The 20,412-nt window shown below is 72.6% G+C and carries 19 protein-coding genes; 10 read left to right on the top strand and 9 right to left on the bottom strand.

Annotated features, from left to right (window positions below; all coding sequences use genetic code 11):
- Positions 1-57: 57 nt before the first annotated feature.
- Together ACFZDL_RS17780 and ACFZDL_RS17775 are read right to left on the bottom strand one after the other, a co-directional pair.
- The gene (locus ACFZDL_RS17780) at positions 58-705 is read right to left on the bottom strand and encodes a response regulator transcription factor (protein WP_353588671.1); all 648 of its coding nucleotides are present in this window, start codon (positions 703-705) and stop codon (positions 58-60) included.
- Positions 690-1,913 carry a sensor domain-containing protein gene (locus ACFZDL_RS17775; protein ID WP_353588673.1) on the bottom strand — a complete coding sequence of 408 codons (1,224 nt, stop codon included), beginning with the start codon at positions 1,911-1,913 and terminating at the stop codon, positions 690-692. Before ACFZDL_RS17775 ends, ACFZDL_RS17780 begins: the two co-directional genes overlap by 16 nt.
- Positions 1,914-2,022: 109 nt before the next feature.
- On the opposite strand from ACFZDL_RS17775, the gene ACFZDL_RS17770 reads away from it, so the two are divergent.
- Both ACFZDL_RS17770 and ACFZDL_RS17765 read left to right on the top strand, forming a co-directional pair.
- The gene (locus tag ACFZDL_RS17770; protein WP_353588675.1) at positions 2,023-2,790 is read left to right on the top strand and encodes an ABC transporter ATP-binding protein; all 768 of its coding nucleotides are present in this window, start codon (positions 2,023-2,025) and stop codon (positions 2,788-2,790) included.
- On the top strand, positions 2,790-5,171 hold the full coding sequence (locus ACFZDL_RS17765; RefSeq protein ID WP_353588677.1) for an ABC transporter permease: 2,382 nt from the start codon (positions 2,790-2,792) through the stop codon (positions 5,169-5,171). Before ACFZDL_RS17770 ends, ACFZDL_RS17765 begins: the two co-directional genes overlap by 1 nt.
- Positions 5,172-5,259: 88 nt before the next feature.
- On the opposite strand, the gene ACFZDL_RS17760 is transcribed toward ACFZDL_RS17765, so the two are convergent.
- Entirely contained in the window at positions 5,260-5,982 is a 723-nt protein-coding gene (locus tag ACFZDL_RS17760) for an SDR family oxidoreductase (protein WP_353588679.1), read from the bottom strand.
- Between the two features lie 84 nt (positions 5,983-6,066).
- On the opposite strand from ACFZDL_RS17760, the gene ACFZDL_RS17755 reads away from it, so the two are divergent.
- Positions 6,067-6,696, top strand: a complete 630-nt coding sequence (locus ACFZDL_RS17755; RefSeq protein WP_353588681.1) for a TetR/AcrR family transcriptional regulator — start codon at positions 6,067-6,069, stop codon at positions 6,694-6,696.
- An 18-nt stretch (positions 6,697-6,714) separates the two neighbouring features.
- Here ACFZDL_RS17755 and ACFZDL_RS17750 read toward each other — a convergent pair whose 3' ends face one another.
- Positions 6,715-7,419, bottom strand: coding sequence for an SDR family oxidoreductase (locus ACFZDL_RS17750; protein WP_353588966.1), 705 nt, complete (start codon positions 7,417-7,419; stop codon positions 6,715-6,717).
- Positions 7,420-7,742: 323 nt separating this feature from the next.
- On the opposite strand from ACFZDL_RS17750, the gene ACFZDL_RS17745 reads away from it, so the two are divergent.
- From ACFZDL_RS17745 to ACFZDL_RS17725, 5 genes are all read left to right on the top strand, one after another.
- Positions 7,743-8,657 carry a helix-turn-helix transcriptional regulator gene (locus ACFZDL_RS17745; RefSeq protein WP_353588683.1) on the top strand — a complete coding sequence of 305 codons (915 nt, stop codon included), beginning with the start codon at positions 7,743-7,745 and terminating at the stop codon, positions 8,655-8,657.
- A gap of 292 nt (positions 8,658-8,949) precedes the next feature.
- The gene (locus ACFZDL_RS17740; protein ID WP_353588685.1) at positions 8,950-10,563 is read left to right on the top strand and encodes a M4 family metallopeptidase; all 1,614 of its coding nucleotides are present in this window, start codon (positions 8,950-8,952) and stop codon (positions 10,561-10,563) included.
- A 119-nt stretch (positions 10,564-10,682) separates the two neighbouring features.
- Positions 10,683-11,768 (top strand): S-(hydroxymethyl)mycothiol dehydrogenase, encoded by a 1,086-nt coding sequence (locus tag ACFZDL_RS17735; RefSeq protein ID WP_353588687.1) that lies wholly within the window; start codon positions 10,683-10,685, stop codon positions 11,766-11,768.
- Positions 11,768-12,406, top strand: coding sequence for an MBL fold metallo-hydrolase (locus ACFZDL_RS17730; RefSeq protein WP_353588689.1), 639 nt, complete (start codon positions 11,768-11,770; stop codon positions 12,404-12,406). The genes ACFZDL_RS17735 and ACFZDL_RS17730 overlap by 1 nt, the downstream gene beginning before the upstream one ends.
- A gap of 147 nt (positions 12,407-12,553) precedes the next feature.
- Positions 12,554-13,051, top strand: coding sequence for a hypothetical protein (locus ACFZDL_RS17725; RefSeq protein ID WP_353588691.1), 498 nt, complete (start codon positions 12,554-12,556; stop codon positions 13,049-13,051).
- On the opposite strand, the gene ACFZDL_RS17720 is transcribed toward ACFZDL_RS17725, so the two are convergent.
- A complete protein-coding gene (locus ACFZDL_RS17720) occupies positions 13,036-13,773 on the bottom strand; it encodes a pentapeptide repeat-containing protein (RefSeq protein ID WP_353588693.1) in 738 nt (245 codons plus the stop codon). The genes ACFZDL_RS17725 and ACFZDL_RS17720 overlap by 16 nt on opposite strands.
- 152 nt (positions 13,774-13,925) lie before the next feature.
- Here ACFZDL_RS17720 and ACFZDL_RS17715 point away from each other — a divergent pair, with 152 nt between their 5' ends.
- Positions 13,926-15,101: an NAD(P)-binding protein gene (locus tag ACFZDL_RS17715; RefSeq protein ID WP_353588695.1), complete on the top strand. Its 1,176-nt coding sequence runs from the start codon at positions 13,926-13,928 to the stop codon at positions 15,099-15,101.
- A gap of 101 nt (positions 15,102-15,202) precedes the next feature.
- Positions 15,203-16,213: a zinc-binding dehydrogenase gene (locus ACFZDL_RS17710; protein WP_353588697.1), complete on the top strand. Its 1,011-nt coding sequence runs from the start codon at positions 15,203-15,205 to the stop codon at positions 16,211-16,213.
- A 113-nt stretch (positions 16,214-16,326) separates the two neighbouring features.
- Here the strand turns inward: ACFZDL_RS17710 and ACFZDL_RS17705 are convergent, their stop codons facing one another.
- The 4 genes from ACFZDL_RS17705 to ACFZDL_RS17690 all read right to left on the bottom strand — a co-directional run bounded on the left by ACFZDL_RS17705 (position 16,327) and on the right by ACFZDL_RS17690 (position 20,281).
- A complete protein-coding gene (locus ACFZDL_RS17705) occupies positions 16,327-17,463 on the bottom strand; it encodes an aminopeptidase P family protein (protein ID WP_353588699.1) in 1,137 nt (378 codons plus the stop codon).
- A gap of 91 nt (positions 17,464-17,554) precedes the next feature.
- The gene (locus ACFZDL_RS17700; protein ID WP_353588968.1) at positions 17,555-18,310 is read right to left on the bottom strand and encodes an IclR family transcriptional regulator C-terminal domain-containing protein; all 756 of its coding nucleotides are present in this window, start codon (positions 18,308-18,310) and stop codon (positions 17,555-17,557) included.
- Between the two features lie 275 nt (positions 18,311-18,585).
- Positions 18,586-19,539 (bottom strand): LuxR family transcriptional regulator, encoded by a 954-nt coding sequence (locus tag ACFZDL_RS17695; protein ID WP_353588701.1) that lies wholly within the window; start codon positions 19,537-19,539, stop codon positions 18,586-18,588.
- Position 19,540: 1 nt separating this feature from the next.
- Entirely contained in the window at positions 19,541-20,281 is a 741-nt protein-coding gene (locus tag ACFZDL_RS17690; RefSeq protein WP_353588703.1) for a hypothetical protein, read from the bottom strand.
- Positions 20,282-20,412 lie beyond the last annotated feature (131 nt).

Genomic DNA, 20,412 nt, shown 5'->3' with positions numbered 1-20,412 from the left:
ACGTGCAACGCCAAGGGCCGCCCTGTCAAAGGGGCGGCCCTCGGCGCGAGGCCGGTCTCACGCTCTGAGGAACGCCAGCACCGCCAGGACCCGGCGATGCCCGTCCGTGTCCACTGGCAGATCAAGCTTGTTGAAGATATTCCCGATGTGCTTGTTGACGGCGGCTTCGCTGATGAACAGCTGAGCCGCCAGGTTCGCGTTGGACCGGCCCTCCGCCATGAGGCTCAGGACTTCCTTCTCGCGAGCGCTCAGCCGCTCCAGAGGATCGTGACGGAGCCTGACGAGTTGATGGATCACCTCAGGGTCCACCACCGTCCCGCCGCCGGCCACCCGGTCCAGCGCCGCCATGAAGTCGGCGACCGCACCGACGCGTTCCTTCAACAGATAGCCCACCGCGGCGCCGCCGCACGAATCGAGCAACCGTACGGCATACGACCGCTCGACGTACTGGCTGAGCACCAGCACGGGCAGCCTGGGGTACGTCTCGCGCAGGGCCACAGCCGCCCGCAGTCCGTCGTCTCCTTCCCCCGGCGGCATCCGCACGTCCGTGATCACAAGATCGGGCCGGTCGTGGTGGACCGCCTCAAGGAGAGCGTCCGCGCTGCCCACCGCGGCAAGCGTCTCGTGGCCGAACCGCTGCAACAGGCTGACCAGCCCTTCACGCAACAGGACGGCGTCCTCCGCCACGATCACGCGAAGTGGCATGGAATCTCCACATGGAGCAAGGTCGGCCCCCCGGCCGGGCTGGAGACACGCATCCGGCCCCGCAACGCGGTGAGCCGGTCCGCGAGACCGGTCAGGCCGCTGCCGGCGCTCGGCTCCGCTCCGCCGTGTCCATCGTCCGTGATCTCCAGAACCAGCACATCCGCATGGTATCGGCCGTGGATCTTGGCGCTCTTGGCGCCGCTGTGCCGCGCGATGTTCGTCATGGCCTCGTTGATCAGGTAGTACACATTGGTCTCGAGTTGCCGGGGAAGCCTTCCCGGCAACTGAAGATCGACGGTGACCGGGACGGGGAAACGGCTTGCGTGGTCCTGGACAGCGGCGACCAGGCCGTGGTCCGCGAGCACCGGGGGGTTGAGACCCCGGATGAGACCGCGCAACTCCTGGTGGGCAGCGGAAAGCTGCTCCTCGGCCGCGGTCAGCTGGGCGGCCAGCGGAGATCCCTCGGGGATGTCCAGGCGCATCAGACCGAGCGTCATCCCGAGCGACACCAGCCGTTGCTGCGCGCCATCGTGCAGATCGCGCTCGATGCGTACGCGCTCGGCGTCGAAGGAGTCGATGAGCCGCACGCGCGAGGCCTGAACCTCCCGCAGGGACTCCCCGAGTTCATCGTCCCGCGGGGCGAGGAAGGTCCGGGTGAGCGCGGCGCGCGCCCCCGCCCACGACGTCACCGTGTACGGCGAGGCCAGCAGCACGATGGTCCCGAAGACCGCCCACGGCCAGGTGCTCCGGTCCCCGAGCGCCTCGAATGTGAGCACGGGCAGACCGAAGGAGAAGGCGAGCACCAGCAGGTCCAGCCACCACAGCGCCGCCGCGGAGATGAGCGTGAACAGCAGCTCACGCCAGGTGGCCTGTTCGGTCAGCCGGGTCGACACCCAGGCGCGGAAGCCGGCTCCGTTCGCAGGCCGGTGCGGGTTCGGCATCTCGTCGAGGTCGACGAGGCGCAGCCGGTGCCGCTCGACCGTCGCCACGGTGTTCGAGGACAGCACAGCACCGACCAGCGGGGCCACACCGACCAGGACCACCAGCAGGACCAGCCCGGCCACGAGCCCTGTCACGAACACCGCCACGGCCGCCGCGCCGACCACGACACCGGTCGCCAAGTAGGCCAGTGAGCGCCATGGCCAGGTGGAGGTCAAGAAGCTCAGCGGGCGCTGAGCCATGGCCTGCCAGGCCGTTCTGGGATCCATGCGGCGACGCTATCCCGGACAGCTGTTCAACTGAGTAGAGCTAGCTCTACTTACGGACTACAGCGCGCATCAGTGCGGTGGCACGGACCGTCCCGATGAAATCGACGCCATGACCCCTACCAGGCAGGCATCCGCATCCGATGCGGTGCGGCTCCACACCGTCCGCAAGGTCCACGGCGCCGGCGATCGCTCCGTCACCGCGCTGGACGGCGTTTCCATCGGCTTTCCCCGTGAGACCTTCACGGCCATCATGGGGCCGTCCGGCTCCGGGAAGTCCACGCTGCTGCAGTGTGCGGCCGGCCTGGACCGGCCCACCGAGGGCCGGGTCATGGTGGCCGGTATCGACATCGGCGGGCTGAACGAGCGGCAGCGCACCGAATTCCGACGCCACCACATCGGCTTCGTGTTCCAGTCCTTCAACCTGGTCGAATCACTGACCGCGGCGCAGAACGTCGAGCTGCCGTCGCGTTTCGCCGGGCGCCGGGTCAACCGCGGGCAGGTCGCCGAGGCGCTCGCCGCGGTCGGGCTGTCAAAGCGGGCGGGACACCGCCCCAGTGAGCTGTCCGGCGGCCAGCAGCAGCGGGTCGCGCTCGCCCGCGCGCTCGTCACCCGGCCGGACGTGCTGTTCGCGGACGAGCCCACCGGGGCGCTGGACACCGTCACCTCGCGCGAGGTGCTGCGCATGATGCGCATGCTGGTCGACCAGGAGGGCCAGACCACCCTCATGGTCACCCACGACCCCATGGCCGCGGCGGTCGCCGACGCGGTCGTCTTCCTCAAGGACGGCCGCATCACGGACCGGATCACCCTCAGCCGCGGCTCCGACAGCCACAACGCCACCTCGATCGCCGCCCACATGGCCGGTCTGGAGGCGTGATGCTGGTCTTCGCCAACGTCCGTGAGCGCTGGAGCAGTTTCCTGGCGGCCTTCGCCGCGGTGCTGGTCGGCGTCGCGCTCATCACCACGACCCTGATCATCTACGACTCCTCCCTCCCCAAGGTCCAGTCCCGGCTGGCGGGCGCCCCCATGCTCGCGATCCCCGACCAGGCGGCCGATGAGGACGGCAGCCCGAAGGACCGGGTGCCGTGGAGCAAGAGCGAGGCACAGCCGCTCATCGAGGGGCTGCGCGAGGTGCCCGGCGTGGCCTCCGTGGTCGTGGACCGCTCGTTCTACGCGCAGGCCTTCCGCGGTGAGCGGCCGGTGGCGGACGAGGGCGCCCTGGAGGCGGGGCACGGCTGGTCGAGCGCGCGCCTCGCGCCGTACGAGCTCGTCTCGGGACGGGCGCCTGACGCGGCCGACGAGGTCGTGGTGGACCGGTCGCTCGGAGTGTCCGAGGGCAGCACCCTCACGGTGAACATCACCGCCGGCCGCGCCAGGTTCCATGTGGTCGGCACCGTCGACGGACCGGGCTACTACTTCACCGACGACTTCGCCGCGCGGCAGGAGCCCGGGGTCGGCGCCCTCGCGATCCTCACCGGCAAGGGCGCGTCCGTCGGCGCCGTCAAGGAGAAGGCCGCCGACGTCGTCGGCGACCAGGGCGCCGTGGTCACCGGTGACGGCCGCGCGGCGCTCCAGCCGGAGTACGTGGAGCACAAGCGGTTCCTCGGCACCCAGCTCATCACCGCCCTGGCGACCCTCACCCTGTTCACCACCGTCTTCGTCGTCGCATCCATGCTCGCCCTGGCGACCGGGCTGCGGCGGCGGGAGATCGGCCTGCTGCGAATGATCGGCGCGACCCCCCAGCAGGTGCGCCGGATGATCCTGGGCGAGGCGGGCGTCATCGGCCTGCTGGGCTCGCTGGCCGGCTGCCTGGCCGGCATCGGCGCCGCGCCGCTGCTGCGTGACATCCTCAAGGGGCTCGAGGTCACGCCTCCGGAACTCACCCTGCGGGTGGCGATGTGGCCGCTGTTCACGGCCGCGGCCATCGGTATCGGCGTCAGCGTCCTGGGGGCCTGGTCAGCCGGCCGGATGGCTGCCAAGGTCACGCCGATCGAGGCGCTGCTCGACAGCGGGGCGAACAGCCAGGCCATGAGCCGTGCGCGCTGGATCGGCGGCCTGACCGTGCTGGGCACCGGCGTGGCGTTCGCCATCGCGACAGCCTCGGTCGCTGCCGACAGCCGTATCAGCATGGCGATCTGCGCGACGATGGTGCTCATCGTGGCGGCGGCGCTGCTCGCACCGGTGCTCGTCGGCCCCATCGGCCGGGCCCTCACCTCGCCGTTCGAGCGGTCCCGCTCGGCCGCCCCACTGCTCGTGCGGGCGGAGCTGCGCGCAGGCGCGCGCCGGGCGGCCTCCCTCGCCGCCCCGGTGATCGCCGCCGTCGGCTTCGCCGTCCTGCTCAGCGGCATGGTGGAGACCATGCGCGTGGCGTACCCGGCGGGCGACGCGGTCAAGCTCGAGGGACAGACGATCGTGACGCCGGACGGGACACCGGGCAACACCGACGAAGTGGTCGCCGCCAACCCCGCGGGCAAGGCCGCGCTGCCCACCCGCGCCTTCGTCCGCGACAAGGACGGCGATCTCACCGTCATCGACGCGCTCGGCTCACGTGACGCGCGCTGGGACAAGCCGGGCCAGGCGGTGCTCGGCGAGCGGATGGCGGCCTTCCTCGGCGTGACGGCCGGTGACCGGCACAAGGTGCGCTTCGCCGACGGGACCACGGTGACGCTGCGCATCGCCCAGGTCCTGGCGGACGACCCCGCCCGCGGCGACTTCGTCGTGGCCCGCGCACTGGTGCGCGAGCACGACCCTGCCGCGCTCACCGACGACATCTTCGTCCCGGCCACGTCGCGGCCCGCCACCGCCGTCCCCGGCACGGCCGTCCACGATGCGATGCGGTACGCGCTCGACGACTACAACACCGACGCGAAGCTGACCGACAGCCTCGCCACCATGCTCATCGTCATCGCCGTCGGCTACAGCGGCATCGCCGTGGCCAACAGCATGGCCATGGCCGCGCACAGCCGGCGCCGCGACTTCTCCGTGATGAAGTCGGCCGGCGGCACGGTGCGGCAGCTCCTGATGTTCTCCGTCGCCGAGACCGCCCTCGTCACCACCGTCGGCGCGGCCCTCGGCGTCCTGGTGACCCTGGGCCCGCTGGCCGGCATGGCGTCCGGACTGTCCCAGGCGACCTCCACCGACGTCGGCTTGCACCTGAACCTGTCCACGGTCGCCTGGGTGATCGTCGGCTCCCTCGTGCTGGCGATCGCGGCGAGCGTGGTCGTCACGTGGCGAACGATGCGGCGGGACACGGCATAGGACGGCGTGGCGGCGCCGCGCGCAGCTCGTCCTGTGCGCGTTCGGCGGCGAGGGGTTGGGGCCCGCTCCAACCCCCAGGGCACCAGGGTCACAGCGCCGCCGCGTTGAGCCGCAGGCCGCCGTCGACCGCCAGGACCGTGCCGGTGGTGTAGCTGTTGCCGATCAGATAGCCGATGGCGTCGGCGATGTCCTCCGCCGCGCCCACGCGGCCGGCCGGAGTGGCCTTGGCGTAGGTGTCGAAGGCCTGCTGCCGCGCCTCGGCGGGCATCCAGTCCCACCACGGGGTGGCGATGACCCCCGGGGACACCGCGTTGACCCGCACCGGCGCGAGCTCCACGGCCAGCACCGGAACCATCGCCTCGACGGCGGCGTTGACCGCCGCCAGCCCCGCCGTCCCGGGCAGCGAGGCGCCGGACGACCCCGCGGTGATGAAGGTCAGCGAGCCCTCGGGGGCGAGCACATCGAGCGCCGCCTGCGCGGCGACCGTCTGGGCGACGAGCTTGCCCTCGACCGCCGTGCGCAGTTCGTCGACCGCCAGGTCCTTGAAGGGGCCGCCCGCGGAGGCGCCGGTGGCGGTGATCACGACGTGGTCGACCTTGCCGAGGCCGGCGAAGAAGGCACGCATCGCCGCCTCGTCGCGCGCGTCCACGGACTGGCCGGTGGCGGCCCCGCCCAGCTTCTCCACGGCGGCCGCCAGGCGGTCCGCGTCCCGCCCGGTGATCACGACCTCACGGCCCTGGGCCAACTGCCGCTCGGCCGCGGCCAGCCCGATGCCCGACGTACCGCCGATGATCACGATTCGTTCCGTCATTGCCTGCTTCTCCTCAGCCCTATTACGAGACACGATGACTCGTTAAATTTAATTCGAGGCACGGTGTCTTGTAAAGTGCGTTCCATGACGGGCACCCCGGCGCGCGGCAGACCGCGCAGTGAGCAGGCGCGGCGGGCCGTCCTGGCCGCGGCGCTGGAGCTGTGCCAGCGCGACGGTTTCCAGCCGCTGACCATCAAGGGGATCGCCGAGGCGGCCGGGGTCGGGCGGCAGACGGTCTACCGCTGGTGGCCGACGAAGGAGGCCGTACTGCTGGAGGCCTTGCGCGACCTGACCGAGCGCGAGGCCCCGACCCTCCTCCCGGACACCGGCGACCCGCTGCGCGACCTGGAGACCTTCCTCGTCGCCGCGTACACCATGACCGCGCGGCTGACCGGCCAGGCCGTGGCCGGGCTGATGGCCGAGGCCCAGCGCGACCCCGAGCTCGCCGACCGGCTGCAGGCCGGGCTACTGGCGCAGCGCCGCCGGGCGCTGCGCGAGGTGCTGGAGCGGGCGGTACGGCAAGGAATGCTGAGCGAGGACGCGACCTCGCTCGACCTCGCGGTCGACCTGGCCTTCGGGGTGATGTGGTACCGGCTGATGAGCCGGCACGCACCCGTGAACGCCGAGCTCGCCCACGAGGTGTCGGCCGCGCTGCGCCGGCTGCTCGCCCCGCCGGGCGGGGGCGGTGTGCCTGGCGGGGACGGCGCCGGGTAGAGCGCCCGGCGGCGGACGTCACGCCTGGCGCGTGGGCAGCACGATCACCTGGCGCAGGTTCACATGCGCCGGGCGGCTGGTGACATACGCGATCAGGTCGGCGATGTCCTCGGAGGACAGCCCTCCGAGAGCAGTGAACATGTCGTCCAGCTGGCTGGTCGCCGCCGCGTTGTCGACGTGGCTGCCGAGCTCGCTCTCGGTCAGCCCCGGCTCGATGTTGGTGACGCGCACGTTCCGCGGGCCGAGTTCGGTGCGCAGCGAGGCCGAGAGCTGGGTGAGCGCGGCCTTCGTCGCCGAGTACACCGCGTAGGTGGGGAACGGCACATGCGCCCCGATGGAGGAGATGTTGACGAGGTCGGCGGGCCTGCCGTCCGCCGCCGCGGCGAGCAGGTCCTGGGTGAAGGCGCCCACGACGCGCAGCGCTCCGGTGAGGTTGGTGTCCACCATGCGGGTCCACTCGTCCGTCCGGCCGGCGTCGATCGGGTTCGGCAGCATCACCCCGGCGCCGTTGACCACCAGGTCCACCGGGCCGAAGACGTCGTGGACCCGGGCGGCACCGGCCGCGACCGCGGCCTCGTCGGTCACATCGACCGGGACCGCGAGGGCCTGTCCGCCCTCGGCGGCGATCTCCCCGGCCAGCTCCTCCAGCCGGTCGGCGCGCCGCGCCCACAGCGCCACCCGGGCGCCCCGGGCGGCGAGCAGCCGTGCGGTCGCCGCGCCCATACCGCTGGCGGCCCCGGTGACGACGGCGGTGCGCCCGGCGAGGTCGCCGGTGTTCGCGGCGGTGTTCGCGGCGGTGTCAGCGGTCGTGTTCGCGGTCGTGTTCGCGGCGGCGTCTGCGTGGTTCATCTCGCGTGCTCCTGATGTGTCGTGCAGCGGTGTCGTGCGGTGGTGTCGTGCAGCGGTTCCCGCGGTGGTTCATGTGGTGCGGGAACCCCCGGCACGTCCCCAAGACTGCGGCCGCCGCGCCGCCGTACCCAGGGTGATGCTTTTCCTGGGTCTGCCAGTACCAGGTTGGGCGCGGAGGGCTCGCCTACCCTCAGGGCATGCACGATGACGCTCTCGGTGACTTCCTGCGCTCACGCCGCGCCCGTATACGCCCCGAAGAGGTGGGGCTGATCTCCCATGGGCGCCGGCGGGTGCCGGGGTTGCGCCGGGAGGAGGTGGCCCAGCTGGCGGGGGTCAGCGTGGACTACTACGTCCGGCTGGAGCAGGGCCGCGGCTCGAACGTGTCCGACGCGGTGCTCGACGCCGTCGCGCGGGTGCTGCGGCTGACCGAGGCCGAGCACAGCCATCTGCGGGATCTGGCCAGACCCAAGCGGAGCCTGGGCCGGGGCCGCGGGGCGGCGCGGGAGGGCGGCGGGCGGGCGCTGCGTACGGGGGTGCGCACCCTGATGGACACCATGACGGGCACGCCCGCCTTCGTCCTGGGGCGGCGGATGGACATCCTGGCGTGGAACGCCCTCGCGGACGCGGTGTCGGGCTTCTCCGCGATGGCCGAGGGTGAGCGCAACGCCGCCCGGCACACGTTCCTGGACCCGGCGGCCCGGGAGTTCTACGCCGACTGGGCCACGGTGGCCGCGGAGACGGTGGCCTATCTGCGGCTGGACGCGGGACGGCACCCGGACGACCCGTTGATGGCATCGCTGATCGGTGAACTGGCCATGAAGAACGAGACATTCCGCCGGCTCTGGGCCGACCACCCGGTCAAGGAGAAGACACACGGGGTCAAGCGCATGCGCCATCCGGTCGTGGGCGATCTGGAGCTGGGATACGAAACCCTGGCGCTGCCCGGCGATCCGGACCAGCTCCTGGTCGCGTACACGGCGGTGCCGGGCTCGGCCGCCGCGGAGAAGCTGGCGGTGCTCGCGAGCTGGGCGGCCAGCCAGGGCGGGGCCGATGGGGCGGCCGGGGGCGGCCGCGCGAAAGGTGACAAGCCCTCATCTTCCAGGCGCGGTTGAGCGGCGGAAAGCTGACCGGAATCGCCCCTGAATAGACAACGCAAAGTCAAATTCTTGTTTCACACCTGTCCGAACAGATCGTTCGATGACAATCTCTGCTCGGTCACCGCGCATGTCAGATGCACGTCAGATCCACCTCGGATGACGTGAGCCGGCTGCGCGCCAGGTGCCGGCACCACCGAAGCACGTACCACTCACGCACCACTCCTCGCACCACCGGGCGACCCACCCACGGCCGCCCGCACCCCCTACACAGGGCCGCGACCCGGCGGCCCCAAGGCAAGGAGACCGAGTGAGATCCCTCGCTTCCGCCACCCGTAAGAAGACCATCCGCACCGCGGCCCTCGTCGCCTCCGCCGCGATGGTCGTGATCGGCGTACAGTCCGGTCCGGCCAGCGCCCAGGCCGAGCGCAGCCGTGAAGCCGGCGCGACGGCGCTGCCGCTCTCCGCCCAGGAGCGCGCGTCCGCGATCAAGGCCGCGCAGGCCGACGCCTCCGCCCAGGCCGAGTTCCTCGGGCTCGGGGCCCAGGAGAAGCTCCTGGTGCGGGACGTCATCAAGGACGCGGACGGCACCGTGCACACCCGCTACGAGCGTACGTACGCCGGGCTGCCGGTCCTCGGCGGCGACCTGGTCGTCCATGAGAAGACCAGTGGCGCGCGCAGCGTGACCAAGGCGACCTCGGCCACGATATCCGTGCCGACCACCTCCGCGGAGGTACCGTCCGCCGACGCCAAGAAGGCCGCCCTCAAGGCGGCCACCACCGACGACAAGGCCGGCAAGTCGCCGCGCAAGGTCATCTGGGCGGCGACCGGGAAGCCGGTCCTGGCCTGGGAGACCGTCGTCACCGGTGTGCAGAAGGACGGCACCCCGAGCGAGCTGCACATCATCACCGACGCGGCCACCGGCAAGAAGCTGTTCAGCGAGGAGGCCGTCGAGACCGGCACCGGCACCAGCAAGTACAGCGGCACGGTGACGCTCGGCACCACCAAGAGCGGCAGCACCTACAGCCTCACCGACGGCACCCGCGGCAACCACAAGACCTACGACCTGAACCAGGGCTCGTCGGGCACCGGCACCCTGTTCACCGACGCCGACGACGTGTGGGGCGGCGGCCGCCAGACCGCCGGCGTCGACGCGCACTACGGCGCCGCGGAGACCTGGGACTTCTACAAGGAGGTGCTGGGCCGCAACGGCATCAAGAACAACGGCGTCGGCTCGTACTCCCGGGTCCACTACGGCAACAACTACGTCAACGCCTTCTGGCAGGACTCCTGCTTCTGCATGACCTACGGTGACGGCTCCGGCAACGCCAACGCGCTCACCTCGCTCGACGTGGCCGGCCACGAGATGACCCACGGCGTGACCGCGGCCACCGCCAAGCTGAACTACAGCGGCGAGTCCGGCGGCCTCAACGAGGCCACCTCCGACATCTTCGCCTCCGCCGTCGAGTTCTACTCCGGCAACTCCGCCGACGTCGGTGACTACCTGATCGGCGAGAAGATCAACATCAACGGCGACGGCACCCCGCTGCGCTACCAGGACAAGCCCAGCAAGGACGGGGCGTCCCGGGACTACTGGTCCTCGACGCTCGGCAACATCGACGTGCACTACTCCTCCGGGCCCGCCAACCACTTCTTCTACCTGCTGTCCGAGGGCAGCGGCGCGAAGACCATCAACGGCGTGAGCTACAACAGCCCGACGTACGACGGCTCCACGGTCACCGGCATCGGCCGGGACAAGGCCATCAAGATCTGGTACAAGGCCCTGACCACGTACCTGACCTCCACCTCCAAGTACGCGCAGGCCCGCACCGCCACGCTCAGCGCGGCGACCGACCTGTACGGGGCGAGCAGCGCCGAGTACAAGGCCGTCGCGGCCGCCTGGACCGCGATCAACGTGAAGTGATCATGGAATAGGCCCGCAGGCGGAAACGGGCCGCACCGCGACCCGGTGCGGCCCGTTTCCCGTCCCCGCCGCTGCCGGCGCTGCTGTCCCCGCCGCTGCTCGCCACTTACGCTGCTGCCATGACTCAACACGTACGCGGTGTCATCGCCCCGGGCAAAGGCGAGCAGGTCAGGATCGAGACGATCGTGGTGCCGGACCCCGGGCCCGGCGAGGCGGTGGTGCAGGTGCGGGCGTGCGGTGTGTGCCACACCGACCTGCACTACCGGGAGGGCGGCATCAACGACGAGTTCCCCTTCCTGCTCGGCCACGAGGCGGCCGGTGTCGTGGAGTCGGTCGGGGAGGGCGTCACCGAGGTGGCCCCCGGCGACTTCGTGATCCTCAACTGGCGTGCGGTGTGCGGCCAGTGCCGGGCCTGTCTGCGCGGCCGCCCCTGGTACTGCTTCAACACCCACAACGCCCGGCAGAAAATGACCCTCACCGACGGCACCGAGCTGTCCCCGGCCCTGGGCATCGGCGCGTTCGCCGAGAAGACCCTGGTGGCGGCCGGGCAGTGCACCAAGGTCGACCCGGCCGCATCGCCCGCGGCGGCGGGGCTGCTGGGCTGCGGAGTGATGGCGGGCCTCGGCGCCGCGATCAACACCGGCGCGGTGGGGCGCGGCGACTCGGTCGCCGTCATCGGCTGCGGCGGCGTCGGCGGCGCGGCGATCGCCGGGGCCCGGCTGGCCGGAGCCTCGAAGATCATCGCGGTGGACCTGGACGACCGGAAGCTGGAGACGGCCCGCGGCCTGGGCGCCACCCACACCGTCAACGGCACGCGGGCCGACGTCGTCGCGGCCGTCCAGGAGCTGACCGGCGGTTTCGGCGCCGATGTCGTGATCGACGCGGTCGGCCGGCCGGAGACCTACCGCCAGGCCTTCTACGCCCGCGACCTGGCCGGCACCGTGGTGCTGGTCGGTGTGCCCACCCCGGAGATGAAGCTGGAGCTGCCGCTCCTGGACGTCTTCGGGCGCGGCGGCGCGCTCAAGTCCTCCTGGTACGGGGACTGCCTGCCCTCCCGCGACTTCCCGATGCTGATCGACCTGTATCTGCAGGGGCGGCTCGACCTCGACGCGTTTGTCAGCGAGACGATCGGGCTCGACGATGTCGAGGAGGCGTTCGCGAAGATGCACCGCGGCGAGGTGCTGCGCTCGGTGGTGACGCTCTGATGACTCCGCCACCCGTGCGCATCGACCGGCTGGTCACCTCCGGCACCTTCTCCCTGGACGGCGGCACCTGGGAGGTGGACAACAACGTCTGGCTGGTCGGCGACGACAGCGAGGTGTACGTCATCGACGCCGCCCATGACGCGGACGCGATCCTGGATGCGGTCGGGGGGCGGCGGCTGCTCGGCATCCTGTGCACCCACGGCCACGACGACCACATCGACGCGGCCCCGGAGGTCGCCGACCGCACCGGCGCGCCGATCCTGCTGCACCCGGACGACGAGGTGCTGTGGCGGATGCGCCACCCCGACCGCAAGGCGGACCGGGCGCTGGCCGACGGGGATGTCCTCACCGTCGCCGGCACCGAGCTGCGGGTGCTGCACACCCCCGGCCACTCCCCGGGCGCGGTCTGCCTCCACGCCCCCGCGCTGACCACGGTCTTCTCCGGGGACACGCTCTTCCAGGGCGGCCCCGGGGCGACCGGACGCTCGTACTCGTCCTTCCCGACGATCATCGAGTCCATCCGGGAGCGGCTGCTGTCGCTGCCGCCGGAGACCGTCGTACGCACCGGTCACGGCGATCCGACCACCATCGGCGACGAGGCCCCGCACCTGGAGGAGTGGATCGCCCGGGGCCACTGAGCGCGCCCCGGGCCGCCCGCCCCTCCGGCCCACGCCGCCCGCCCTCGGCCCGCGCCCCGCAGCGCCCCGCGCCGTCCGCCCGCGCCGTCCCGCCCGGAGGAGACGGCGCGGGGCGCGGGCCGCGGCCGCCGTGACACCATCGGCCCTGTGATCGACCTCGGCTACTCCCTCTCCCGCCGCTTCCCCGACCCCCCGCAGACGGACTACCGCACCGCGGATGTACACACCCTGCGCCACGACCTGTTCTGCGGCGATGTCTACCTCGCCGACACGGAAGCGGACCGCGAGCTGTCCACAGCCTGGGGATGGGTGCCCGTGCTCGACTTCGCCTGGGCACTGTGCGACATCGTGGAACGGCTCGACCGCGACCCGCTCGGCAGCCGCTCCGCGCGCCCCGTCCACGCCGAGCTGGACTTCACCGAGTCGACCGACCGGATGCTCTTCGAACGGCGCTTCGGCTGGGTGGACATCACGGCCGACTGGGCGGAGGCCGAGGAGCCGCCGCTCACCTTCAACCACACCGCGCTGCGCCGGGAGGCCCGCGACTTCCTGCACGATCTGATCGCGGACCTCACCGATATGCACGAGGGGCTGGCCGACAACCCGGCGGTGTGGGAGCTGCAGGCCCGCTACCCCCGCGTCTGATCCCCGGTCCGGACCGCCTCCTCCACCCGTATGCCCAGCCGGGCCGCGAGCGCCGGGGCCAGGTCGAGCAGCTGCGGCGGGCTGATCACCGCGCCCGCCAGATGCTCCACACCGCGCGCGATGTCCAGCTCCGTGACCGCGCGCAGATCCACGTCCGTCATCCGCGCCTGGGTGAAGTCCGCCCCGCGCAGCGCGCAGTCCACGAACTCCACCCGCTCCAGCACCGCCCCGCCGAAGTCCGCCTCCGCGAGCACACACCCCTCGAAGACGACGTCCGTGAGCCGGGCCGTCCGCAGATTCAGATAGTCGATCTTCCCGCCGCGGACCAGCACCCGCTCCAGCACCGCCCCGTGCAGCTGGACCCCGCCCAGCCGGGCGTCCAGCAGCTCCACATCCCGCAGCCGCGCCTCCGAGACATCGGCGCCCACGCCCCGCACGCCCTCCAGCACACAGTCGAGGAACCTGGCCCGGGACAGCTTGGCCTCGTCGAACCCGCAGCGGCGGAACCCGCAGTCCAGGAAGCGGGCGCCACCCGCCCGCTGCCCGGCGAAGTCCAAGTCGGAGAAGTCCAGTCCGTCGTAGTCCCCCTCCGGCTCCAGCTCCCCGCCCTCGTGAGGACTCAGCTCGGGCAGAACCACCTCCGGCCGCCGCGCCGCCCGCACCGCGCCCGCCGCCCCGCTCCTGCCGCGCCCCGCCATGCCCGCTCCGTCCCGTCCGCTCATCCGTGACCCGCCCGCCGGGGCCCACTCTCTTCCTCACCCCATCGTGACCCACACCACTGACAGCGGCCCGATGTCACACCTCGCCCCGCCGCGTCGTCGTACCCGTGAAGCGCGATCCGACCCGGGTCGCAGTTCGGGAAGGAGTACTGCCCATGCGCGGTATCACCGTCATCGGCGGCGGCCTGGCCGGCCTCACCGCGGCCATCGCCGCAGCCGAGGCCGGAGCGGTGGTGACCCTGTACGAGGCCCACCACTCGCTCGGCGGCCGCGCCCGCACCGCCCCCGCCCCGTACAGCGTCAACGAAGGCCCGCACGCCTTCTACGCGGGCGGGCCGCACTGGTCATGGCTGAAGAAGCGCGGGCTGCTCGGCCCGCTCGCACCCCTCCCGCCCCTGGAGGCGGCCCGGCTGCGCTTCCACCGCGGCGGCCGGCTGCGCCGCGTGCCGCCGGCCGCCATGCTCAGGCTGCTGATGGCCAAGCGCGCTCCGGTCGACGCCGACTTCACCACCTGGGCGACGAGCGTCGCCGGCGCGGCCGGGGCCCGCGCTGCCGCCAACTACGTCGGCGTCGCCACCTTCCACCACGCCCCGGGGCAGCTGTCCGCCGCCTTCGTCCAGGAGCGGTTCCGGCGCTCCGCCAAGGTGCCGCCGGAGGCCCGGTACGTGCGCGGCGGCTGGGGCGCGGTCGTCGAGCGGATGGCCGACCACGCCTGGAAGCTCGGCGTACGGCTCGAGACCGGCTCCCGCGTGGACGCGCTGCCCACCGACCGGGGCCCGGTGATCGTCGCGACCTCGCTGTCCGCCGCCAGCGCGCTCCTCGGCGACGCCTCGCTCGCCTGGGACAGCGGCCGTACGGTCCTGCTCGACCTGGCCGTACGCACCCGGCGCGGCGACGCGTTCGCCGTCTCCGACCTCGACTCCCCCGGCTGGCTCGAACGGTTCACGGCCCAGGACCCCTCGCTGACCCCGCCCGGCGAGCAGCTGCTCCAGGGCCAGGTGCCCATCGGCCCGGACGAGCCCAGGGCCGCCGGCGTCGCCCGCGCCGAACACCTGCTGGACCTGGGCTTCCCGGGCTGGCGCGAGCGTACGGTCTTCCGCCGGGTGGCCCTGGCGGCCGGGCGTACGGGGGCGGTGGACGCGCCCGGCACCACCTGGCGTGACCGGCCGGCGGTCCGCCGGGGCGACGGGGTGTACCTGGCGGGCGACCAGGTGGCCGCGCCGGGGGTGCTCTGCGAGGTGTCGTTCAACAGCGCGCTCACCGCGGCCACGCTCGCGCTCGGCGGGCGGGTCGGGGACGTCCCGGCCGCCGTGTCGGGCGCGGCCCGGTGATCGCCGTCACGTCCGGGCAGGGCTCAACGCCCCTTGACCTGAAGTTTGGTTGAGGTTGGAGGGTGACCGTACGAAAGCCCGACCAGCCCAGGGAGAGCCCCATGTACGCCATCCGCCTGCACGCCTTCGGCCCCGCCGAGAATTTGACCTACGAGAAGACCGACGATCCGGTGCCGGGCCCCGGCGAGGTGCGGATCGCGGTCGCCGCGGCCGGGGTCCATCTGCTCGACACCGCCCTGCGCGCGGGCCAGACCACCGCCGTGCACTCCGCGCCGGAACTGCCGACCATCCCCGGCCGCGAGGTCGCGGGCACGGTCGAGGCGCTGGGCGAGGGCACCGACCCGGCGTGGCTCGGCAAGCGCGTGGTCGCCCACCTCGGGATGGTGCCCGGCGGCTACGCCGAACTGGCCGTGGTCGCCGCCGAAAAGCTCCACGAGGTGCCCGCGGACCTGGACGAGGCGCAGGCCGTCGCCATGATCGGCACCGGCAGGACCGCGATGGGAATCCTGCAGTTCGCCGATCTGACCGCCGACGACGTCGCGGTCGTCACCTCGGCGGCGGGCGGGATCGGCCAGCTCCTGGTGCAGTACGCGCGGCACGCGGGCGCCACGGTCGTCGGGCTGGCGGGCGGCCCCGAGAAGGTGGCGCGGGTGCGCGGGCTGGGCGCGGACATCGCCGTCGACTACACGGCCCCGGACTGGCCGGAGCAGGTCCGCGCGGCCCTCGGCGGCCGGGCCGCGACCGTGCTGTTCGACGGCGTGGGCGGGGACCCCGGCCGCGCGGGCGTGGACCTGCTCGGGCCCGGCGGCCGTCACCTCGTCTTCGGCTGGTCCTCGGGCGGGCTGCTCACCGGCGGTGGCGGCCCGCTGGAGTTCGGCGAGGAGGAGCTGACGGCCCGCGGCATCACCTCCCAGGTCGTGCTCGGCCCGCCGATGCTGGCGAAGGCCGGCGGGCCGGACCCGATCCGCACGCTGGAGGAGCGCTCCATGGCCGAGGCCGCGGCCGGCCGTCTCGTCCCGGGGGTGCAGCGCTTCCCCCTCGCCGAGGCGGCGGCCGCCCACCGGGCCCTGGAGACGCGCGCCACGACGGGCAAGGTCGTGCTGGTGCCGTAACCCTCCCGGCGCCGCGATCCGGCGCCGCCCCCAGACCGGGCCTCCGGGGCCGGTGCCGCTGCACGAGGGGAGAGCGGCACCGGCCCCGGCGGGCCCTATCCGGTAACCACCCCTCAGGCCACGACCCGCAGCTCCCGCGCCGTGTTGTTGAGCCGACGCCCGCCCGTCTCCGTGCAGGTCACGATGTCCTCGATGCGCACCCCGAACCGCCCCGGCAGATAGATCCCCGGCTCGATCGAGAAACACATGCCCGGCACCAGCGGCAGCTGCTCGCCCTCCGCCATATAGGGCGGCTCATGCGTCGTGACGCCGATGCCGTGGCCGGTGCGGTGGATGAAGTACTCGCCGTAGCCCGCCTCGTTGATCACCTGGCGCGCCACCCGGTCGATGTCCTGGCAGGCCGCCCCCGGCCGGACCGCCTCGAACGCCGCCTGCTGCGCCTCGCGCACGATCTCGTGGACCTTGCGCTCCTCCTTCGTGGGCTCGCCGACGTGCACCGTACGCGTGGTGTCGGAGCCGTAGCCGTCCTTGAGGCCGCCGAAGTCCAGCACCACCATGTCGCCCTCCTCGATCACCCGCTCTCCGGCCTCGTGGTGCGGGTTGGCGCCGTTGGGCCCCGAGCCCACGACCGTGAAGTCGACCTGACTGTGGCCGTGGCGCAGCAGCAGCGCGCTGAGGTCGGCGGCGATGTCGCGCTCGCGCCGCCCGGCGAAGCGGACCTGCACGATCTCCTCGTACGCCGCGTCGGCGGCCGCCCCCGCGGATGCGAGCCGCCGCACCTCGTGGGTGTCCTTGACCGCGCGCAGCATGGGCAGCGCCTCGCCCATCGCGGAGTAGGAGGTGTCCGGGAGGACGCGCTGGAGGCCGAGCAGATGGACGGCCCAGGTCTCGTCGGAGATCCCGTAGCGGCCGCGCGGCGGCAGCATGTCCGCGGCCGTGCGGTACGGGTCGCCGCCGTCGGTCCAGCCGGTCACCTCGGTCGCCCCCACGCCGGTCGCGGCCAGCGCGTCCGGCCGCTCCAGCAGGGGCACCAGCAGCCGGGGCGTCTGCCCGGGGACGAGCAGCAGGGCGGTGAGGCGCTCGGTCTCCGCCGGGGGGCGGTAACCGCACAGGTGGACCATGTCCGGGCCGGGGGTGACCACCAGCCCGGCCAGCCCTGCGTCGGCGGCGGTGCGGGCCGCCCGGGACATCCGGGCGGTGTAGTCCTCGAGGGTCATGGGGGCGAGCTGTTGCTCAGCAGGCGTCGGCATGCGCACAGCATCCCGCAGGGGTGGCCGCCCCGCGACAGGGGGCAGCCCCGGCGTCAGGGGGCGGCCCCGCGACAGGGGACGGCCCCCGACCTCAGCGCTGGAAACCGCTGCCGAGCCGTACCGCCGCGTCGATCACCGCGCTGCCGTAGACCCGGCCCGGGGTGTTGGACATCCGCCCGATGGGCCCGGAGATCGACAGCGCGGCGACCACCCGGCCGCCGGGGCCGCGCACCGGGGCCGCCACGGCGGCTATCCCGTGCTCCCGCCCGCCGACGCTCTGGGCCCAGCCCTGGCGCCGTACGCCGGAGAGCGTGGCGGCGGTGAACTGGGCGCCGCGCAGCCCCTCGTACAGGTCCTCGGGCCGCTCCCAGGCTAGCAGCACCTGGGAGACGGGGCCGGCGTTCATCGGCAGGGCGGCGCCGACCGGCACCCGGTCCTGCGCGACCGGATTGCCGGCCACCGCGGCCTCGGCGACGCAGATACGCATGTATCCGCGGCGCCGGTAGAGCCGGGCGCTGGCGCCGGTCACATCGCGCAGCTCGCTCAGCACGGGCTCCGCCGTCGTCGCCAGGTGGTCCCGACAGGCCTCCAGGGCCATCAGTCCGAGCCTCGGCCCCAGGATGAACCGGCCCTGTGCGTCCCGGGCGAGCAGCCGCAGCCGCTCCAGGGCGAGCACCAGCCGGTGCACGGTGGGGCGTTTGAGGCCGGTGGCGGAGACCAGCCTGGCCAGGGAGGCCGGGCCCGCTTCCAGGACACCGAGCAGAAGCGAGGCCTTGTCGAGCACCCCGACCCCGCTCAGCAGGTGCTCCGAAGAGGAACGGTCCGCTGATATCCGCTCCGGGGTCATCCTTTCCGGGGCGGTGGGGGCGACCGGGGCGGCCGGGGCCGTCGTTCCCCGCGTCGTCTGCCGGTGACTCGTCAGCGGTTTTTCGGGAGTTGAAATAGCCATAAGAGTGCCTCCTTGTCGGGCCGGTCACTCCCATGCGCCAGGACCGTCCGCAACTACGGCTTTCGTCAGGTCAGTTCATCATGTCTAGCCGGACGCCCAGAGCACCCGCAACGCGCCTACAGGAAGCTGCCAGCACCTCAACCGGCCACGGTCACCGCCCCCGCGCCACCGGCTCAGCGCCGGTGGCGCGGAGGGTCCCGCGGCGGGTCCCGCGGGGCGTCGCCGGGTGGTGTGACCGGCAGTAACCCCAGCTCGGCGGCGCGCACCCCGGCCTGGAACCGAGAGCTCGCGCCGAGCAGCGCCATGATCTCCGCGACATAGCGGCGGTATGTGCGCACCGAGACCGACAGTTCACGCGCGGCCACCTCGTCGGTGACACCGAGCCTGAGCCACTCCAGGATCGGCCGCACCATCTCCATCCGTGGGTGGTCACCGAAGTCGACCCGCTCGTTCACCACCACCGCGTTGCGCCAGATGCCGTCGAAGAGGGTCTGCAGGGTCTCGATGACCCCCGGGTCGCGGATGGCCGAGGCCCGGCGGCCGACCGCGGAGTCGGCGCACACCAGCGCGGCGCGGCCGTCGACGATGAACGCGGCGAGCAGCGGAATCCGGGCGACCCGGACCTCCAGGTGGCGCCGGCCCCCGGCGTGCCGCCGGACGAAATTCCAGTCGAGCGAGTTCTGGGCGCACAGAACACGTGTTCTCACGTCCTCGCCGCCGGAGCGGAGCCATTCGCTCAGTACGGAATGCAGCGCACCGACATGCGCGGCCTCCGCCGCGAGCACCACATCGACATTCCCGCCGGCCTCGCGGATCAGCTCTTCCGCGGCCGTTCGGATTTCTTCCTCATCCGTTCTCACCGCTGCGATCCAGGAGTCCCCCTGCGGTCGCGCGGCGCCCTGGCCGGCCGCGGATTCGGCCACCCCGGATTCACCCGAACCGGATTCACCGGAACCGGATTCACCGGAACCGGATTGACCGGCCCCGGAATCGCCGACGACGGATTCTGCGGCCGCGGCTGACGCGGCGACCGTGGATTCTATGAACGCGCGAACCGCCAGGAGTTCCTGGGCGATGGCCTGCTCGGCCCGCTCGCTTTCGGCGTCGCCCTCCTCGTGCCCGGTCACGTCAGTCGACGTCCGACAACAGCCCCAGTTCGACGGCGCGCACCCCGGCCTGGAAGCGGGAGTTGGCCCCGACGTCACGCATGATCGCCGCGACATGGCGGCGGTAGGTGCGCAGCGAGACCCTGATCTGGCGCGCCGCCACATCGTCCGTGTGCCCCTCGCGCAGGCGCTCCAGGATCATCCGTACCGAGTCCGAGCGCAGCCTGTCGGCCAGGCGCTGGTGCTCGTCAAGCGGCATCGCGCTGCCCCAGGCCCCGGCGAACATCAGGTCCAGCGCGCGGACCGAGGCGGGGTCGGTGTTGAAGGTCGCGTACCGGCCGCCGCACTCGCCGCCCGACCGGCCGAAGGCGGCCCTGCCGTCGGCGATCACGGTCCCCTGCAGATCGACGTCGGCGACCCGGACCTCATAGCCCAGCGGGCCGCGCCGCGCGGCGGCGAGGATGCCGAGCGGGGCCAGGACCTGCGGGGTGCACAGCACGCGCACGGTGACCCCGGTGCCCGCGACGGCGGTGAACCGGTTCATCAGCGGAAGGACCGGTTTGGCCCGCTCGAAGGTGCCGGGCACGATCAGACTGATGCTGTGCCGGGCGCGCGACAGGAGCTGCCCGATGGCCTGTCTGACGGCGGGGCCGTCCGTGGCCAGCACCATCGGCGGGGACTGGACCGGGACGCCGAGTACGGCCGCCGCCGGCTCTTCCTTCGTATTGGACATGGACAGTTTGGACATGGACAGTTCAGCCATGACTCCCCCATGCGGCACACGACCCGTCCGTCGCATACCCGTCGGTTGCTGCCGACCGTCCCAGGTCACCAAGAACGGCCGCGATGGCGATCGGCGGTCGCCCCGTAATTGAATCCTGAATGACACAGCCG

The organism is Streptomyces sp. NPDC007917 (assembly GCF_042959105.1).
GTDB lineage: Bacteria > Actinomycetota > Actinomycetes > Streptomycetales > Streptomycetaceae > Streptomyces.
The sequence above is the reverse complement of the archived record's forward strand: the minus strand, read 5'-3'. Positions and strand labels throughout refer to the sequence as shown.

Bases quoted from the DNA above. Each gene is read 5' to 3' on its own strand.
- ACFZDL_RS17780 (WP_353588671.1), bottom strand. From the start codon at position 705: ATGCCACTTCGCGTGATCGTGGCGGAGGACGCCGTCCTGTTGCGTGAA.
- ACFZDL_RS17775 (WP_353588673.1), bottom strand. From the start codon at position 1,913: ATGGATCCCAGAACGGCCTGGCAGGCCATGGCTCAGCGCCCGCTGAGC.
- ACFZDL_RS17770 (WP_353588675.1), top strand. From the start codon at position 2,023: ATGACCCCTACCAGGCAGGCATCCGCATCCGATGCGGTGCGGCTCCAC.
- ACFZDL_RS17765 (WP_353588677.1), top strand. From the start codon at position 2,790: ATGCTGGTCTTCGCCAACGTCCGTGAGCGCTGGAGCAGTTTCCTGGCG.
- ACFZDL_RS17760 (WP_353588679.1), bottom strand. From the start codon at position 5,982: ATGACGGAACGAATCGTGATCATCGGCGGTACGTCGGGCATCGGGCTG.
- ACFZDL_RS17755 (WP_353588681.1), top strand. From the start codon at position 6,067: ATGACGGGCACCCCGGCGCGCGGCAGACCGCGCAGTGAGCAGGCGCGG.
- ACFZDL_RS17750 (WP_353588966.1), bottom strand. From the start codon at position 7,419: ATGGGCGCGGCGACCGCACGGCTGCTCGCCGCCCGGGGCGCCCGGGTG.
- ACFZDL_RS17745 (WP_353588683.1), top strand. From the start codon at position 7,743: ATGCACGATGACGCTCTCGGTGACTTCCTGCGCTCACGCCGCGCCCGT.
- ACFZDL_RS17735 (WP_353588687.1), top strand. From the start codon at position 10,683: ATGACTCAACACGTACGCGGTGTCATCGCCCCGGGCAAAGGCGAGCAG.
- ACFZDL_RS17730 (WP_353588689.1), top strand. From the start codon at position 11,768: ATGACTCCGCCACCCGTGCGCATCGACCGGCTGGTCACCTCCGGCACC.
- ACFZDL_RS17720 (WP_353588693.1), bottom strand. From the start codon at position 13,773: ATGAGCGGACGGGACGGAGCGGGCATGGCGGGGCGCGGCAGGAGCGGG.
- ACFZDL_RS17715 (WP_353588695.1), top strand. From the start codon at position 13,926: ATGCGCGGTATCACCGTCATCGGCGGCGGCCTGGCCGGCCTCACCGCG.
- ACFZDL_RS17710 (WP_353588697.1), top strand. From the start codon at position 15,203: ATGTACGCCATCCGCCTGCACGCCTTCGGCCCCGCCGAGAATTTGACC.
- ACFZDL_RS17705 (WP_353588699.1), bottom strand. From the start codon at position 17,463: ATGCCGACGCCTGCTGAGCAACAGCTCGCCCCCATGACCCTCGAGGAC.
- ACFZDL_RS17700 (WP_353588968.1), bottom strand. From the start codon at position 18,310: ATGACCCCGGAGCGGATATCAGCGGACCGTTCCTCTTCGGAGCACCTG.
- ACFZDL_RS17690 (WP_353588703.1), bottom strand. From the start codon at position 20,281: ATGGCTGAACTGTCCATGTCCAAACTGTCCATGTCCAATACGAAGGAA.